The 15955-nt window shown below is 37.2% G+C and carries 17 protein-coding genes, 1 pseudogene and 1 riboswitch; of the genes and pseudogenes, 12 read left to right on the top strand and 6 right to left on the bottom strand.

Translation table 11 applies throughout. The features are described from left to right. Positions 1-147 precede the first annotated feature (147 nt). A complete protein-coding gene (locus MKY26_RS19220; protein ID WP_095370923.1) occupies positions 148-468 on the top strand; it encodes a hypothetical protein in 321 nt (106 codons plus the stop codon). Positions 469-804: 336 nt separating this feature from the next. Here MKY26_RS19220 and MKY26_RS19225 read toward each other — a convergent pair whose 3' ends face one another. Continuing rightward, positions 805-1149, bottom strand: coding sequence for a DUF6176 family protein (locus MKY26_RS19225; RefSeq protein ID WP_095370921.1), 345 nt, complete (start codon positions 1147-1149; stop codon positions 805-807). Between the two features lie 112 nt (positions 1150-1261). Here MKY26_RS19225 and phaZ point away from each other — a divergent pair, with 112 nt between their 5' ends. Beyond that, positions 1262-2125, top strand: a complete 864-nt coding sequence (gene phaZ, locus MKY26_RS19230; protein WP_095370920.1) for an intracellular short-chain-length polyhydroxyalkanoate depolymerase — start codon at positions 1262-1264, stop codon at positions 2123-2125. A 51-nt stretch (positions 2126-2176) separates the two neighbouring features. Here the strand turns inward: phaZ and MKY26_RS19235 are convergent, their stop codons facing one another. From MKY26_RS19235 to MKY26_RS19255, 5 genes are all read right to left on the bottom strand, one after another. Beyond that, complete coding sequence (locus tag MKY26_RS19235) at positions 2177-3529, bottom strand: MFS transporter (RefSeq protein WP_095370919.1); 1353 nt, start codon at positions 3527-3529, stop codon at positions 2177-2179. A 118-nt stretch (positions 3530-3647) separates the two neighbouring features. Continuing rightward, entirely contained in the window at positions 3648-4859 is a 1212-nt protein-coding gene (locus MKY26_RS19240) for an FAD-dependent monooxygenase (protein WP_328198939.1), read from the bottom strand. A gap of 123 nt (positions 4860-4982) precedes the next feature. Then, positions 4983-6092: a cupin domain-containing protein gene (locus tag MKY26_RS19245; protein WP_095370917.1), complete on the bottom strand. Its 1110-nt coding sequence runs from the start codon at positions 6090-6092 to the stop codon at positions 4983-4985. A 20-nt stretch (positions 6093-6112) separates the two neighbouring features. After that, positions 6113-6610, bottom strand: coding sequence for a DinB family protein (locus tag MKY26_RS19250; RefSeq protein WP_328198940.1), 498 nt, complete (start codon positions 6608-6610; stop codon positions 6113-6115). A 2-nt stretch (positions 6611-6612) separates the two neighbouring features. Continuing rightward, positions 6613-7554, bottom strand: a complete 942-nt coding sequence (locus MKY26_RS19255) for a fumarylacetoacetate hydrolase family protein (protein ID WP_095370915.1) — start codon at positions 7552-7554, stop codon at positions 6613-6615. A gap of 341 nt (positions 7555-7895) precedes the next feature. Here MKY26_RS19255 and MKY26_RS19260 point away from each other — a divergent pair, with 341 nt between their 5' ends. From MKY26_RS19260 to MKY26_RS19305, 10 genes and pseudogenes are all read left to right on the top strand, one after another. After that, positions 7896-8648: an IclR family transcriptional regulator gene (locus tag MKY26_RS19260; protein WP_095370914.1), complete on the top strand. Its 753-nt coding sequence runs from the start codon at positions 7896-7898 to the stop codon at positions 8646-8648. A gap of 4 nt (positions 8649-8652) precedes the next feature. Beyond that, a complete protein-coding gene (locus MKY26_RS19265) occupies positions 8653-8778 on the top strand; it encodes a hypothetical protein (protein ID WP_328198942.1) in 126 nt (41 codons plus the stop codon). 315 nt (positions 8779-9093) lie between these two features. Beyond that, positions 9094-9492: a hypothetical protein gene (locus tag MKY26_RS19270; protein WP_095370913.1), complete on the top strand. Its 399-nt coding sequence runs from the start codon at positions 9094-9096 to the stop codon at positions 9490-9492. An 86-nt stretch (positions 9493-9578) separates the two neighbouring features. Next, positions 9579-9670, top strand: a riboswitch (SAM riboswitch). A gap of 287 nt (positions 9671-9957) precedes the next feature. Then, on the top strand, positions 9958-11235 hold the full coding sequence (locus MKY26_RS19275; protein ID WP_341098366.1) for an O-acetylhomoserine aminocarboxypropyltransferase/cysteine synthase family protein: 1278 nt from the start codon (positions 9958-9960) through the stop codon (positions 11233-11235). Positions 11236-11569: 334 nt separating this feature from the next. After that, the gene (locus tag MKY26_RS19280) at positions 11570-12064 is read left to right on the top strand and encodes a DUF1648 domain-containing protein (protein ID WP_341098367.1); all 495 of its coding nucleotides are present in this window, start codon (positions 11570-11572) and stop codon (positions 12062-12064) included. A 158-nt stretch (positions 12065-12222) separates the two neighbouring features. Further along, positions 12223-12489 carry a Parvovirus coat protein VP1-like protein gene (locus MKY26_RS19285; RefSeq protein WP_095370909.1) on the top strand — a complete coding sequence of 89 codons (267 nt, stop codon included), beginning with the start codon at positions 12223-12225 and terminating at the stop codon, positions 12487-12489. 129 nt (positions 12490-12618) lie between these two features. Further along, a complete protein-coding gene (locus tag MKY26_RS19290) occupies positions 12619-13278 on the top strand; it encodes a DUF3231 family protein (protein WP_341098370.1) in 660 nt (219 codons plus the stop codon). Positions 13279-13290: 12 nt separating this feature from the next. Next, a pseudogene (locus tag MKY26_RS19295) lies at positions 13291-13617 on the top strand (DUF3231 family protein); the annotation flags it as partial. Positions 13618-13749: 132 nt separating this feature from the next. Beyond that, a complete protein-coding gene (locus tag MKY26_RS19300; RefSeq protein ID WP_341053845.1) occupies positions 13750-14955 on the top strand; it encodes an MFS transporter in 1206 nt (401 codons plus the stop codon). A 53-nt stretch (positions 14956-15008) separates the two neighbouring features. Then, a complete protein-coding gene (locus MKY26_RS19305; RefSeq protein ID WP_341053847.1) occupies positions 15009-15947 on the top strand; it encodes a glucosaminidase domain-containing protein in 939 nt (312 codons plus the stop codon). Positions 15948-15955 lie beyond the last annotated feature (8 nt).

The following is a 15955-nucleotide window of genomic DNA, read 5'->3' on the forward strand; positions in this document are numbered from 1 at the left end:
CCTCACTTTATTATGCATGATTTTGGGGCAGGTGTTATATCGTTTAGTGTATGCGCCTAATTAAAAGTGGTGAATTTAGGACATAAAAAGAAATTATTTACAATAAATTTCTTTTAGTGTAATATTACACTAAAGAGGGGTGAGGGAATGTTTATGGTGAGTTTACCGTTATGGTTTTGGCTATTGTATTATCTCTTTTTGTTTATTTCATTTATGATGGCGTTAAGAATGTTATGGAGGAAACAAATTAGAAAAACAGCATTATTTGTCATCTTTTTTGTTCTAACAATCCCTTTTATTTCTATATTCAATGCTATTGGTCGCGGTGAAGAAATGAATGAAGGGGAGTTTTTCCTTCATGAGCTTTTTGATGGTGCACTATGGGCGTTGTATAGTGTTTTCGGTTATCTTGTTTTATTGTGGTTTTGGTGGAAGGCTATAATATTGTCTATAAAAAGAAGGGGATGAACACTGACATGAAGATGTTTTTTCGAGTTTTATTTCCCTCTATATGTATTTTTATATTTACGTGGATATGTTCATTTTTTCCGTTTAGCAAAATCTTATTATTAGGGATTTATGTCCTTTTTCCGCTAGCTTTTATTATCCAAGGTATTATTTGCGCGCGCTTAATAAAGCAGATGATCATAGGCTTTATCTGTTCATCCGCTGCGATAATAATTCCAGTTTCGTATTGGTTTGAGGTAGGTAGTATGGTGAATGCTGTTATATTATATACCGTATTAGGACTCATTTCGTTCTTCTTATATGGACGGAAGGTGAAAAGTGCTTAGCCTATTTAAGCTAAGTCATATTTGCTCTGATTTTCTCTGGGATCATAACGACTTCGGTAGTTAAATTAACTGGTTTGTAGGTTTCATCTATACAATCTTGCCAATATTGGAGATGTTTTTTATCTACCCAGTGTGTGGATTCAGTCACTTCAATCCCATCCCTACCTTGTACAGAATACCAGTAAAGATATTCATCTTCGTTTTGTACTTCGCGAAAAATCGTTTCAATATACATTTTTTCTCCTTCAAGTGTGAGGAGTACTTCTTTCATATGATGATTAAGGAATTGTAGCCATTCGTCTACAGCTTTTGTTTTTCCTTTTTTAACCTTAAAACGTGTGAGTTCAACGTTCATACAATCTCTCCTTTTATTAGAATGTTTATGTAATATTTTAACATAAAAAGGAATAAAGATAGCTTTAATCGAATAGTATGAGAGGTTTGAAGGAGAAAGTAGAGGTGTTTAAATGGAATGCAGGTTAAGTAACGGTGAAGTGTATGATTATCTGAAAAAGGATGGGGGAGAGAAGGTTCTACTTCTCGTTCATGGCAATTATGCCTCAGCGAATCATTGGGACGTATTTTTGGAGAAAATACCTTCAAAGTATACGGTCTATGCCCCGGATTTAAGAGGTTATGGCCGATCTACTTACAATCAGCCAATAGAGGATTTTAAGACATTCGCTTATGATTTGAAATTATTTTGTGATCATTTTTCTTTAAATAAAATAACAATCATTGGTTGGTCAAATGGAGGTGGTATTGCGTTGCAATTTGCAGCAATGTATCCAAACCTTGTTGAAAAAATGGTTTTGCTCGCCTCCATGCCAGCCGGTGGATATCCAGCCTATGATGAAAACAATAAGCGCTATCAAACAAGAGAAGCAATAGAAAAAGATCCAATGTTAAATAGGTTAGTAGAAGCACAGAAGATGAAAGAGTTTGCTTTTTTTACCGAAGCGATAGAACAGTTGATGTTTGTTAAAGGCAGGCAGGCATTAGGAGAACGGTTTGAAGGATATATAGAAGCAGCAATACAACAAAGGAATATGATGGATGTTGCACATGCAGCTAATGTGTTTAATATAACTGATATTGATAATGATGCAGCTGAGGGAACAGGAGAAATAAACAATATTCAAGCAGAGACTTTTCTTTTGTGGGGAAATAAGGATGTCTTAACTACAAGGGAAATGACGACTACATTACTAGAGGATTTAAAGAGAGCTGGCGTTAATGTCATTTTTAGAGAATTAGATGCAGGCCATGCGTTCGTTATAGAAGAAGTTGATGAAGTGATAAGGGAATTAGAAAACTTTTTCCAAAGATAAGTAGGCAAAAGAAAAGAGCCAAAATATATGGCTCTTTTCTTTACATCCTCGTTAATTAGCAACTTTTATCGTTTCATTCTCTTTTACCACAGTAGCTTCAGGCTTATAGGCCCGTTTAATTGGGACGAGAGCTAAGGCAATGGCAGCAATCAACCCTGGAATTGCAAATGCGATAAAGTTCATATGAATAGGGAGAGCGGCCGTTAATAAGAATCCGCCGAGAAGTGGCCCGAGCATGCCTCCAAATCTCCCTATTCCTGAAGCCATTCCTAATGCTGTGGATCGAATATTAGGAGGATAATATTGAGAGACATAGGCTTGTACAAGGTTTTGGGCACCGATTGTACTAGCACCAGCTATAGCAACGAGTAAATAAATGAATAATTCACTGCCACCAAATCCAAGTAATGTTAAGCTCACTGCACCAAGTGCATATAAGGGCACGAGCATTTTCTTTGAACCGTATTTATCACAGAGCCAGCCAATAATGAGTGTCCCAACAATGGCTCCACCTTGTAGCGTAATAAGGAACGCTAGGCTTGAATTTAAGGCATAACCCGCTTCAATCATTAAGTTCGGTAACCAAGTATTTAGGCCGTAAACCATTAATAAGCACATGAAAAACGCAATCCAGAACATGACGGTACTTAGGCCGCGATTGTTTTTGAATAGTCCGACAACAGGAACTTTGTTTTCCTCTTGGACTTGTAGGAAGAACTCTGTTTTTTCATCCATCTTTTGTGCAGGGTTTACTTTACGTAGCACAGATAATAGCTCTTGTTTCTTATTTTTCTTAATTAAATGGGCTGAAGATTCAGGTAAAAATTTATATATGACAGGCAACAGTAATAATGGTAGACCTGCAAACCAGAAAATTGATTCCCAACCGAGTGTAGGCATAACGAAGATTCCTAGAATCGGTGCAAGCATCCCACCAAAAGAGTATCCACATAATACAATGGAAACAGCCATACTTTTCATTTTCGTTGGCGCGTAATCTGTCAATAAGGCAATAACGTTAGGCATAATTCCACCTAAACCTAAACCGGCAATAAATCGATAAATAGAGAAGGTTGTAGGTGAAGAGGCAAATCCACAAAGGAACGTAAATAAGCTAAAAAGAATCAGTGAAAGTGCAATCACATTTTTTCTTCCCATTTTATCAGCAAGAATACCAAAAAAGATGGCACCAAACATCATCCCTAATAATCCATAACTACTCATGGCTCCAGCTTGGACCGAACTTAACCCCCATTCTTCAATTAAAACTGGTACGGCGGTACCATAAACAACTAAATCATAGCCATCAAAGAGAATAATAAGGAAGCTCCAGGCAAGTAAGCCGAAATGAAACCGATTAAACTTACTATTATTAATCACTTCCGCTGCGTTTATTTTGTTCATTTGTTTCCCCCATCAATTAGAGATTGCAATCGCTTACACATATATGAAAAGAGAGAAGAAAGGATTAAGCCTTTCTTCTCCAGATGAAACCATTAATGACGACTTTGTGGAGAACGGTTTAAGCTTCAACTAGTTTTGCATTTTTATTATAGCCATGGAATTGATCGACAAATTCAAAGTCATTTGATTGTCTTTTTCCTAGGATAATGTTTCTAAGTAAAATACCTTCGTTTGTTGTATTGTGAATAATTTCACCCCATGTACGTGCAGAACCTTGGACATAGGCTGTTCTCGGTTGTCTTTCTTTTTGGAACGCTGTAAATGCTGCAGGGATATCTTCACCATGTGCACTGAGCATATCTGACATGTATGCAGCATCTTCAAGTGCTTGACAAGCACCTTGAGCAAGATATTGTAGCATTGGGTGAGCAGCATCACCAGTGAGCGTAATGTGACCTTGCGTCCAGTTTTCGATTGGTAAGCGATCGAACATTGGCCAACGTTTTTGACGTGAGATAAATGCAATCGCATTTTGCACTAATTCACATGACCCAGCGAACACAGCGTCCATTTCTTCCGGAGTGCCCCAATCTTCAGTCTTTTCAATTTCGGGACGGTAGTTTTTACTTTTGAATACAACGACTTGGTTATAAAGCTCACCACGACGAACTGGATATTGTACTAAGTGAAGGTCTGGTCCAATCCACATATATACGTCATCCATATCCCCAATAGAGGTCTTCACTTCTTCAATCGGGATTGCCCCACGGTAAGCAACATATCCGGAACAAATAGGTTGGTCATCAGAGAACATTTTACGTACATTAGACCATAGACCATCTGCACCAATTACTGCGATTCCCTTATGAACATCACCGTTTTCTGCTTTAACTGTTACACCTTGATCGTTTTCTTCTGTTGTCGTAATTTTTTGGTTTGTTGCTAGTTCAATATATGGGTTTTCCTGACAAGCTTCAAGAAGCACACGATGTAGATCAGAGCGGTGTAATACAATATAAGGAGCACCGTATCTCTCTCTGTAAACCTCTCCTAAATCAAGTGCTGATAATTCTTTACCAGAGAATGCATCCATAAGTACAAGACGTTTAGGGAATACAGCGATTTCATTGATTTTATCCATTACGCCTAATCGTTGCAAAACATTTGTCGCATTTGCTGCAAGTTGGATACCAGCTCCAACTTCACCGAATTCAGGTGCTTGTTCAAGCACTTTTACATATTGGTTATTTTCTGCGACGCCTAATGCAGTAGCTAAACCGCCGATTCCTCCACCGATTACAATAAATGGATTCTGTGCTGTGTTTGTCATTATGTTTATCCTCCTTTTGTTTTACAAAAATAAATATTCTGTTTTATAAGCGTTTTCATTTACTGTTATATTTCGAATCTTTTAAGAACAACCGAGGAACTGTGCCCGGTTGTTCTTGTGCAATTAACGGAAAGCTTTAAATTCGCCTATGATTTTTTGTTCTCCGTTGTTTTCTTCAAGGTTTTGAGATTTTTCTAAGTCAAATCGCTCCATAATTGGAAGGTCATTTACTGAGAAAAGGTAGCTATCTTCAGCAGGTACATGTTCGTGCCATGCCCAGTTTGGAATACAGAAGTAATCTCCTTTTTTCCAATCGAATCGTTCACCGTTTATTACTGTATAACCAGAACCTTGATGTACTTGGTAAATGGTAGAATGTGTGTGACGATGTGCCTTTGTACGGAAGCCTTTTGGTAATAATTGCATCCAAGCTCCCATTGTTGGATTAGCTGTTTGTCCGTTTGATGGATTGATATATTCAACAGCGTAGCCATCATATGGATCTGGCTCAAATCTAGTTAATCCTTTAATCGCATCTTCTGTACGTTTCCACTTGTAATTTGCGAGTGGTGCCACGCTTGAATAGCGGTCATTAATTGGTCTTACCATTCCGCCACTGTATCTTTGTTCAGAGAAGTTATCTGGGCGAGTTGGCGTTTCAATCTTATTAGGAAATGGTTCAAAGAATGTTCCACCGATTGAATAGATGGTAGGTATATCAAGTGCATCCATCCAAATCATTGGTTTATCGCCTACATGGCCATGTCCATGCCAGAGGTTCTTCGGTGTAATAAGGAAGTCACCTTCTTGCATGAAGATACGTTCACCTTCAACAATTGTGTAAGCTCCTTCTCCATCAGTGATAAAGCGCAGAGCACTTTGAGAGTGACGGTGTGAAGGTGCTACTTCACCAGGAAGCAGTAACTGCACAGCAGCATACAATGTTTGAGTGGTTGAAGCCCATCCCCATGGTTGTCTATAAGTCAACCCAGGGTTTTGAAAGTAAATCGCGCGTCTTTCTCCACCACGGTCAGGTGTGAAGATTTCAGCAGCTTCGGATAATTTTTTCTTTAAAAGCTCATCTGACCATAAATATGGCACAGCATGTGGTTTTGGTGTATGGTTCATCAGTGCTGGGATGGCTTCCCATAATGGACCGAGATGATATTCTTGGATTTCTTTCGTAAAGTCCTTTACGTCTTGATCCTCCATATATGCATGTTTTTCAGCCATAATATTTCGCCACCTTAATATTATTTTGCTAGCTTAGACAAGTTACGTTGAATTTGGTTGTAATGACCAGCGGCATGTTCATCGATAAAGTGATCGGCAATAAAGAATACAGATTTATTACCGAATTTTGCAAAGTTACGATGAGGTGATTCCTGAGCCAATGTGTCAGCAGATAAAACAGATAATTTTGTTTGAACATCTTGTTTTATTTGCGATAATTTTTTCAATTCGTCTTCAACTGATTGGTGTTCAGTATTTTCGACTGCTGCAAGGCGAGCAGGGTCCTGTAAGCCTCGTCCCCATTGGGAACCCGGGGCTTTTACAACTGTATCTATTTCACCTAGCCAATAAGGTAGGGCCTCGTTTAAATGAGTAATAACCTGCATAATGGACCATTCTTCTTTTGATGGGTTCCAACGTATGGTTTCTTCAGATAATCCTGAAACGGTTTCAATGATTTGATCTAATGATGTTTGAATAGACTCAATAGATTGCTGAATCGTTTTCGTTTCGCTCATAATTATTTTTCCACCTTTGAAACTTTATTTTCGAGAACGCCGACTTTATCTACTTCAATGCGAACGACATCGCCATCTTTCAAGAATACTTGAGGATCACGAGCAAATCCTACGCCTCCAGGTGTCCCTGTTAATACGATATCACCAGGTTCTAAAGTCATTAAGTTAGATAAGAATTCAACAAGCGTTGGAACATCAAAGACAAAGTTGGCTGTATTCGTTTTTTGTCTTTCTTCCCCATTAACAGTTAAAAGAACACCTAAACCAGATGGATCTTGTAATTCATCAGAAGTGATTAACCAAGGACCCATTGGTGCACTACCTTCAACTGTTTTACCTTGCAACCATTGAAGTGTGCGACGTTGGATATCGCGGTAAGTGACGTCATTAGCGATTGTATATCCTGCTACATAATTGAGTGCGTCTTCTTTTGCTACGTTTCTAGCTTTTTTACCTACAACAAAAGCAAATTCAGCTTCGTAATCTAATTGTTCAGAAATTGGATAGAATGGAATATCATCTTGTGGTCCAATCACTGTGTTGGCAAATTTAGCAAATACTACTGGGTGAGGCGGTAATTCTCTTCCCATTTCTGCAATATGTTCACGGTAGTTATGACCTACACAAATAATTTTTCCGGGTTTTGTTACAGGTGCTTCGATTTTTACATCTTCAAATGCATGTACAAGTGGATGTTTGAACGATTCACGATTATTTAATGCATAATCAACCATTTCCTTTGCGATGGAAAGGCTTTCATTTCCCCCTTGTAGGAAACCTTCCATTTGTGCTGGAATGTACGCTTCAGCAATTAATTCAGAACGTAGTTTACCTTCTGCTTCAAGGAAAGCTTGGTAAGCAAAGTTTAAGTCTACTACTTCATTTCCTTCTGTAACTGCTCCGATACGTGTGTTGTTATTGTGAGTGAAAGTAACTAATTTCATATTCAAACTCCTTTATGAAAAGTTTTTTTTGTCTAGGAATTGCGTGATCAAAGAGTAAAACGCTTTGTGTGGAAGTGTTAGGCATAAAACCTTTATTAATGAGCGTTTATTAGACTCTTTCTTCATTGGTTGTTTAATATTCCATTAATAGTGAACATTGTTATCTATTAATGATAAATTTATAGTATCCTAATTTTCAGATAAACTCAAGTGAATTTGTTGTGGTTTTTTAAACTTTTTGAAAAATAACTCCTTTCAAAAGGATGCAAAACATGGCTGAAATCAGAAAACATAGTGTTTTTCTGATATACTAAAAAAAATATAAAATAGGGGTTTTTTACATGAAAAATCAAAAACAAGCTACGATCCAATCGATCCAAGTTGGTATGAGAATTATTGACCTATTAGTTGCTAGCGGAGAACCATTGAGGTTATCTGATATACAGGAAAAAACAGGAATTACAAAAAGTAATCTTTATAAATACTTGAACACTTTTACGGAATTAGACATTCTATACAAGGACAAACATAATGGACAATATCAACTTGGAAGTAAATTAATTGAATATGGGGTGGCAGCTATAGGGCAGGAAGATGTGATTTCACGTGTTCTACCCTATTTGAAGGATTTAAGTCATCAACTAGACAATACATGCCTATTAACTACGTGGACATATAATGGTCCAATTATCTCGAAAATATGGAACCCGGGACATGCCTATAATATTGGTGCACAGCTCGGTTCACTTTTACCACCGCTTTCATCGACTGGGAAAATATTCGAGAGCTTCCTTGATTCAGCAACAACTAAAGATTGGATTAAGGTTATGGGGAAAGAAGGAAAAGGGAATGCGGTAGAAGAAATCAACCGCGTAAGGCAGGAACGGATTGCCTTTGCTAAGGAGCCTTTGATTCCTACTGTATCTTCTGTGTCTATACCAATCTTTAATTACAATCAAGAATTATTAAGTGCGATAACAGTAGTTGGTTTCTCAGAGTCGATTCCAAAAGACCCCTCTGCAGATAAAAGTCAATCTATTATAAAAGTAGGAAAAGAAATCTCTGCACAATTTGGCTATCGAGCGAGGGGATGAATGATTGAATCCTACTATATATGAGGCGGTTGCATCGAAGGGAAAGTTATTTGCCATAGCTAAAAGAGATTTAGTTATGGTCCATGTAAAAGAGCAAAACGAAGCTAAAAAGAAGCAAATCGAAGTATGAGCCATGTAAAAGAGAGAAACGAAGCTAACAAAGAATCAAATTGAAGTATGAGCCGGGTAAAAGGGCAAAACAAAGCTTACATAAATAGCTGGATATGCATCTAGTAGTGGAAGGGTGATTTCAACTTTCATTCGAATGCGTAAGAAAAATTAGAAATTATTGTATCCCCCTTATATCCCAGCTACTTGGTTTAATTTAGACTAAAACTACACACCACCCGACTCCTTAATTGAAAATAGTTTCATGTGATTTTATTGAATATTTAAAAGAGAAGGTCTATAATTTTATATAAATAGTAAAGGTGGTGCTCTAATAGTGAACAGCAAGGATATGTCCAATCATGTATTTTTTGATATATTAGCAGAGAAAATTAAAAGAGATAGTCATGAAGAGTACAATCAATTTGTTAATTATGTAAACGTATTAGCTGAGGATAAAGGGTGGAAGGAATTACAAGAAGAGGTTGTTCATTTACAAGCTTTTCTTTCATATTTAGATGATAAGTTAGCTATCATCGATGATTATGAAGATATTATGAATATGAAAGCAACTTTGCTTGATATGATTGTTAACGATTTAAATGATACGTCTGTTTATCTTTTAGTGGAGGCTCTTATGTATAATAAAGAGCTGAATTATTTGCAATCCTTTGTATCTCCAGTTGAATATTGGGTGTCAGTAATAAAGGCAAAAGAAAGACTTTGTGCTGCATAAAAGATTTATTATAAAAAGCTGTTGACAGCGCCGGATGATAAGGTTATTCTGATTAATAATTAATGACTCTAAAATTTAAAAAAATCAATTTATCAAGAGAGGTGGAGGGACTGGCCCTTTGAAGCCTCAGCAACCGACCAAAACCAGGTAACGGTGCTAATTCCAAGATAGATAAGTTGAGGATATGGCGATATATCGTGAGCCCCTCTTCTTTAGCAAGAGGGGCTTTATCTATGCCGATTAGACGACTAAAGGCGGCTTTCGATGGAAGAGTACAATCTCTTTTTATTGAAAGTGGTCTTTTTTCTGCTCTTGAAAAAAGGTGTTGGACATAAAAAATTGATGTTTCAAATTCAATTTATGAAAAAACAACCATTGTGCTGGCATATTCAAAAGCTCATCACTGAAAGATGGTTCCGAGTCGAGTTTGTTTATTATAAGTGAAATGTGAGAGGAGAATGAAAAATGAATCATCACCAGTTTGATACAATAGCGCTTCATGGGGGGCAAGTGCCAGATCCTGTTACAAAGTCGAGAGCCGTACCAATATACATGACTTCATCCTATGTGTTTGAAGATACCGATCATGCAGCAAGCTTATTTCAGATGCAAGAGCCTGGCTTTATTTATTCAAGGAATGCAAATCCAACCAATGCAGTGTTTGAGGAGAGAATGGCACAGTTAGAAGGTGGCGTAGCCTCATTTGCTGTTTCATCTGGGCAAGCAGCGATTTCCATTGCCCTTTTAACACTTGCAAGAGCAGGCGATGAGATAGTTTCTACACAGGCTCTTTATGGTGGTACCTACCATTTATTTGCAGAAACGTTTAGTAAATTCGGTATCAATGTTCATTTTGTTGATGGGACGGACTTTACATCTTTAGAAGGAAAAATTAATAAAAGGACAAAGGCGATTTTCACAGAGACAATTGGCAACCCGAATATGGAGGTAGCACATTTAGAAAAGTTAAGTGAGATAGCGAAACGTCACGGCCTACCATTAGTAGTAGATAATACATTTACTACGCCATTTTTACTAAAACCACTTGCATTTGGCGCGGATATAGTCGTTCATTCAGCAACTAAATTTATTGGTGGACATGGTACGGCAATCGGTGGGGTGATTGTAGATGGAGGAAGATTCGAATGGAGTAACGAAAGATTTCCTTCCTTTAATGAGAAAAAGCCTGCTATTGGTAATCGCAGCTATGTTGAAATTTCTAGGGAAAAAGCTTTTATTCTTAAAGCAAGATTTGAACTTGGCCATGACTTAGGGGCAACGCTGTCTGCCTTCAATAGCTGGTTATTTATTCAAGGTCTGGAGTCATTAAGTGTCAGAGTAGAAAAGCAAGTCGCTAATGCACAAGTTTTGGCTAAACGGTTAGGAGAGTTACCTCATATTTCTTGGGTGAACTACCCTGGGTTAGAAAGCCATCCACAATATCATCTCGGGAAAAAGTATTTTCCGAGTGGGGCAGGTGCAATCTTTACATTTGGCATCAAAGGGGGAATCAGTATAGCTAAAAGGTTTATCAACTCACTAAAGCTGGTATCACATTTAGCAAATGTTGGTGACGCGAAAACGCTCATTATTCATCCAGCGAGTACAACACATGCTCGTCTTTCACCTGGACAACAAGCGGAGGCGGGTGTGAGTCCCGAAATGATCCGCCTTTCTGTTGGCTTAGAGGATCCTGTAGATGTGATGGCTGATATCACGCAAGCGTTAAAACAATGTACGTAGGTTTATTACGATTTGCATTATAAAGGGTGAAAAGTGTGAAGTTAAACTGCTTATCAAAGAACCATTCTTTATTCCTTTACCATATACTTTGTTGATCGCATGTCTCAGGCGATTCACCTCATACAGTATGAATGACAATATTTTTCTCAAACAGAGCCATCAACACTGATATCTTACCATTACGACGCGCCTGTTTCCTTTCATGAAAAGGGGGATAGAGCCATCGCGTAATTCCCTGTATGAACTAGTTGCCTTTGATTATCTAATGGATGAAACCTTTTTATCTTTCCTTCGTATGTATTAAAAAGACGAACGGAAAGAGGAGGAATGGGGTATGGATAGACCAGTACTTAAATTGCCTCGTACTAAATGGGAATGGGGATGCGACATACTTGGTCTTATTGTATTCATTGGGTCGATTGTATTCTTAGTTGTTTCTTGGTCAGCTATACCTGAACAAGTACCGGGTCATTACAATGCTTCAGGGGAAGTTGATCGGTGGGGTTCTAAATATGAATTATTTATCTTACCAATTATCGGCGTGTTTCTATGGTTCATGATGGGGATATTTGAACGGTTTCCTCATATTCATAATTACCCTGCACGCATCAATGAATCAAATGCAGCCGCATTTTACTTAACGAGTAGAAAAATGCTAAATGTCATAAAGAATATTTGCCTCGCATTATTCGGCTTTATACTTATACAATCCATTAGAGTAGCATTAGGATGGGCGGGCTCTTTAGGCATTTGGTTTCTGCCAGTGTTTTTACTTGCCACGATAGTTCCAATTATATTTACTTTGATTAAGTTTAGTCGAATTCAATAGTTGCCAACTTATCCTTTTTGGATAGGTTGGCTTTTTTATGTTATTTGACCAATAAGCACTGAAATAAATTGATAAAAATATTCCCCTATTAGGTAAGGTCACAGGCGAAATGGACTTACTGTTTGTAATATATATAAAAGGATAAGAAGGTGAAAATAGTGAACAGGTTTAATAAAAAAGGTTTTTGTTTGCCTGGAGGTTATCGGTATTGTGGCCCGGGTTGTAGCGGTCCAGGCAAGCCCATCAATTATGTGGATTCTTGTTGTCAGAAACATGATGCCTGCATTGATCGATATGGCCATTGTTATCAATGTGATCAAATGTTAATTGATTGTGTCAATCGAAAGAAGTATGCATCCAGGCATGAAGGAGCGACAGCTAGAGTAATTGATGCAGCTATGCGTTTTCGTATGCTTTGGGGATAATTTAGAAAGCTGGAGGTAAGGGAACGACTATCCCTGTCCTCTAGCTTTTTTGATATAAAGGGAATATTTAGTAGGAGAATAGCAAAACTTAGTCACAAGAATGGTTATTTTATAAAAGTAGGTGACAGAATGGTCAATCGAAGTAAAATGACATCTACAGAAATTGGTGCACTGTGGATTACTTATCAGAAGAAAACAATGATATTAAGGGTTTTAGAACATTTTATAGAAGTGTCCGAGGATAAAAAAGCGAAAAAGCTTATGCAAGGTTTATGGTCTGAGTTAGAGCCAAATGTCCACCGTATTGAACAGATATTTAATGATGAGGGTGCTGTTATACCTCAAGGCTTCACTAATGCCGATGTGAACTTGAAAGCTCCTAAAATTTTTGGAGAGGGATTTGATATTCTTTTGTGTATGGTGTTAAAGGAAATTAGCATGGGACTATACACCCTTCATATAGCAACGTCCTACCGAAATGATATTATTGATTTATATCGTGAGATGACAAATGTAACGCAGAAATATTATCAAAAGTTCTTAAATTATGCGGTTGACGAGGGGTATTACCCATTACCTAATTTGATTAATGTCCCTACAACGGTCGACTTCGTCTCAGATATAAATTATACAAAAGGTTATCGCCTGTTTGGTGACAAAAGAGATATTAATACGATTGAGTTTAGTTATTTAAACCAGTCTATTCAAACGAATACAGTTGGCATGATGCTTATGACAGGATTTGCTCAAACGGCAGTTCATACAGAAGTGAAGGACTATTTTATTTAAGGGAAAGAGCTCAGCAAGGATATTTTGGAGGGAACATATGACATCCTAATTAAGGATGATATTAGGGTGCCGACAATTCATGGGTTATCGCTTACTAAGTCTAACATTCCACCATTTTCTGATAAATTAATGATGTATCTAACCTTTTTGTTAAGTAATTTCGGTCTCGGTAGTCAAGGATTTGGTGCAGGCTTTAGCTTAAGAGATGACATCAACATCAAATTAGGTTTATTTGTAAAAGATATCATGTTGTTTATTAGAGAAAATATAAGAATTATGATCGATAATGGATGGTTAGAGGAGCCCCCAAGAATGAGTGTAAATAATTTGAGAGAATAAAAATTGATTGGAAAGTTTGTTTCGTAACGAAGCACTTTCCTTTTTTTTTTTTGAAATAAAGATTGCGATTATTCATATATTAGATTAACATCAAATTAGATGATTATCTAATTATATGAGGAGGGGACGAGAATGATCTCCATATTAAAAGAAGAGAAAGACTATGCGCGCTTATTCTTTGCGGGTGTTCTCAATGGAATAGGTGATCGATTTAGTCAAGTTGCGTTGTTAGCACTGTTATTGCAAGTAACAGGGTCTGGCCTTGCTGTTGGTCTTGCTTTAGCGATAAGAGTCATTCCGTTTCTGTTATTTGGCCCATTAGGAGGATTGATGGCAGACCGTTTTTCACGGAGGAAAATATTAGTCTGCACAGATTTAGGACGTATCCTGTTTGCTTTGTCGTTTGTGTTTGTAAATGATGTTTCATCTGTCTGGATCGTTTATTTGTCGAGTTTTTTCTTAGCAGCAGGTGAAGCCATTTATGCACCAACAAGAAAATCTGCCATTCCGTTGATGGTGAAGGAAAAAAATATGATAAAAGTTAATAGCCTTGAACAAGTAATGGTGGGAGTTGTTCTTATTGGAGGGTCGTTTTCAGGTGGAGTGGTCACTTCTTTATTCGGTGCTAATTTTACCTTTTTCGTAAATGGTGCTTCCTTTTTAATTGCTGCTGTTTTGTTAGCTAAATTGCGCGTTCTTGATAGAGAAAGAACTGAGGAATCAATGTCCAAAAATAAGAAGAAAGGTTCATTCATCATCGTTAAAGATGTTATTTTTCATTCGAGTTTATTATTAATCATTTTTCTATCAGAACTGTTAATTCCTCTATTTAATGGCATTGATAATGTGTTATTAAGTGTGTATGCAGTTCAAGAATTTCATTTAGGAGATGTTGGTGTCGGCATATTCTATGGTTCATTAGGAATTGGTTTAATGCTAAGCTTTCCTGTAGCAGAGAAATTGCAAAATCATCTAATGAGAATCGCCTTAATTGCACTGATGTTCGAAGGATTTTGTATTATCTTATTAAGCCAGTCACAACAATTTTGGATGGCCATTGTTTTTTTAATAACGGCCGCGTTTTTCTCTGGATTATGTAACACCTGTTTTGATACGATGCTAATGAGAGAGACACCTAAAGATAAGAGTGGACTTATATTTGGTCTATTTACAACGATTTCTAATACAATGATAGGTATCTCTATGTTTTTAGCTGGGCTTGCCACTGTATGGATGCCTAATCGCTTGCTTGGATTATTAGGTGGGACTGGGTTTGTTATTTCTAGTATTTTCTTATTTTCTTTGTATTATTTTTTAAAATACAAGAAACAGAAATAAAGCCCTAGCAAAGCATCTTGTTAGGAATAGAGTGTGAAAAAGAGGTGTTTATTTTGAACTTTATTGAAGCGATCGTTCCGTTAGCAAAGAAAATAGCTAAACAATATCACATACTGCCTTCACTAGTGATTGCACAAGCTATGCATGAATCTAATCATGGGAAGAGTAAATTGGCAATAGAAGGTAATAATTTGTTCGGTATAAAGGGTGAGTATAACGGACAGTCGGTAAAGATGTTGACGAAAGAATTTATAGATGGGCAAATGGTTACAACGGCAGCGGCATTTAGAAAGTACCCTTCATGGGAGGAGTCAATTGAGGACTTAGCAAAGCTTTATAAGAATGGTGTATCTTGGGATCGAAACAAATACCTTGCTATTTTAGAAGAAAAAGATTACAAAAAAGCTGCTGAGCAGGTGCAGTTATCAGGTTATGCGACAGATCCTGATTATAGCAAAAAAATCATTCGTATCATTGAGACTTATCAATTACTACAATATGATACTAATCCTAAATATCATTTATCAAGGGACAAAAAAGGTTATGTAACGGTTGAAGATGCAAAGAAAGAGATACGAGAAAAGTCCCTGTACAAGGCAGGGAGTTATTATATTTTTAAAAAGGTAGGAGAAATATTTAATCTATCAAAAGTGGAAGGTATGCCAGGATCTTGGGTGAACCTAAATCAATTAGAGGAGGTAGAGTTTAGCTATACAGTCAAATCTGGCGATACGCTTTCAAAAATAGCAGCTGTGCACGATACAAGTGTCAGTAGCTTGCAAAAAATCAATCATATTCATAATCCTCACTTGATTACTGTCGGACAAATAATCAAGACAGGGGAAAAACACTACTATTACACCGTTCACCAAGGTGATACAGTCACAACTATCATAAAGAGATTTAAACTAACGGCGCAAAAGTTACAAGAATGGAACCATTTGAAAGATATCAATGTGATTACAGTTGGGCAAAAGTTACGAGTGAAATAATTGGAGGT

Origin of the sequence: Cytobacillus sp. FSL R7-0680 (assembly GCF_038009245.1) — a bacterium.
Lineage (GTDB): Bacteria > Bacillota > Bacilli > Bacillales > Cytobacillaceae > Cytobacillus > Cytobacillus kochii.

Excerpts from the sequence above, each read along its gene's own strand:
- MKY26_RS19220 (WP_095370923.1), top strand. The coding sequence starts at position 148 with ATGTTTATGGTGAGTTTACCGTTATGGTTTTGGCTATTGTATTATCTC.
- MKY26_RS19225 (WP_095370921.1), bottom strand. The coding sequence starts at position 1,149 with ATGAACGTTGAACTCACACGTTTTAAGGTTAAAAAAGGAAAAACAAAA.
- phaZ (WP_095370920.1), top strand. The coding sequence starts at position 1,262 with ATGGAATGCAGGTTAAGTAACGGTGAAGTGTATGATTATCTGAAAAAG.
- MKY26_RS19235 (WP_095370919.1), bottom strand. The coding sequence starts at position 3,529 with ATGAACAAAATAAACGCAGCGGAAGTGATTAATAATAGTAAGTTTAAT.
- MKY26_RS19240 (WP_328198939.1), bottom strand. The coding sequence starts at position 4,859 with ATGACAAACACAGCACAGAATCCATTTATTGTAATCGGTGGAGGAATC.
- MKY26_RS19245 (WP_095370917.1), bottom strand. The coding sequence starts at position 6,092 with ATGGCTGAAAAACATGCATATATGGAGGATCAAGACGTAAAGGACTTT.
- MKY26_RS19250 (WP_328198940.1), bottom strand. The coding sequence starts at position 6,610 with ATGAGCGAAACGAAAACGATTCAGCAATCTATTGAGTCTATTCAAACA.
- MKY26_RS19255 (WP_095370915.1), bottom strand. The coding sequence starts at position 7,554 with ATGAAATTAGTTACTTTCACTCACAATAACAACACACGTATCGGAGCA.
- MKY26_RS19260 (WP_095370914.1), top strand. The coding sequence starts at position 7,896 with ATGAAAAATCAAAAACAAGCTACGATCCAATCGATCCAAGTTGGTATG.
- MKY26_RS19275 (WP_341098366.1), top strand. The coding sequence starts at position 9,958 with ATGAATCATCACCAGTTTGATACAATAGCGCTTCATGGGGGGCAAGTG.
- MKY26_RS19280 (WP_341098367.1), top strand. The coding sequence starts at position 11,570 with ATGGATAGACCAGTACTTAAATTGCCTCGTACTAAATGGGAATGGGGA.
- MKY26_RS19290 (WP_341098370.1), top strand. The coding sequence starts at position 12,619 with ATGGTCAATCGAAGTAAAATGACATCTACAGAAATTGGTGCACTGTGG.
- MKY26_RS19300 (WP_341053845.1), top strand. The coding sequence starts at position 13,750 with ATGATCTCCATATTAAAAGAAGAGAAAGACTATGCGCGCTTATTCTTT.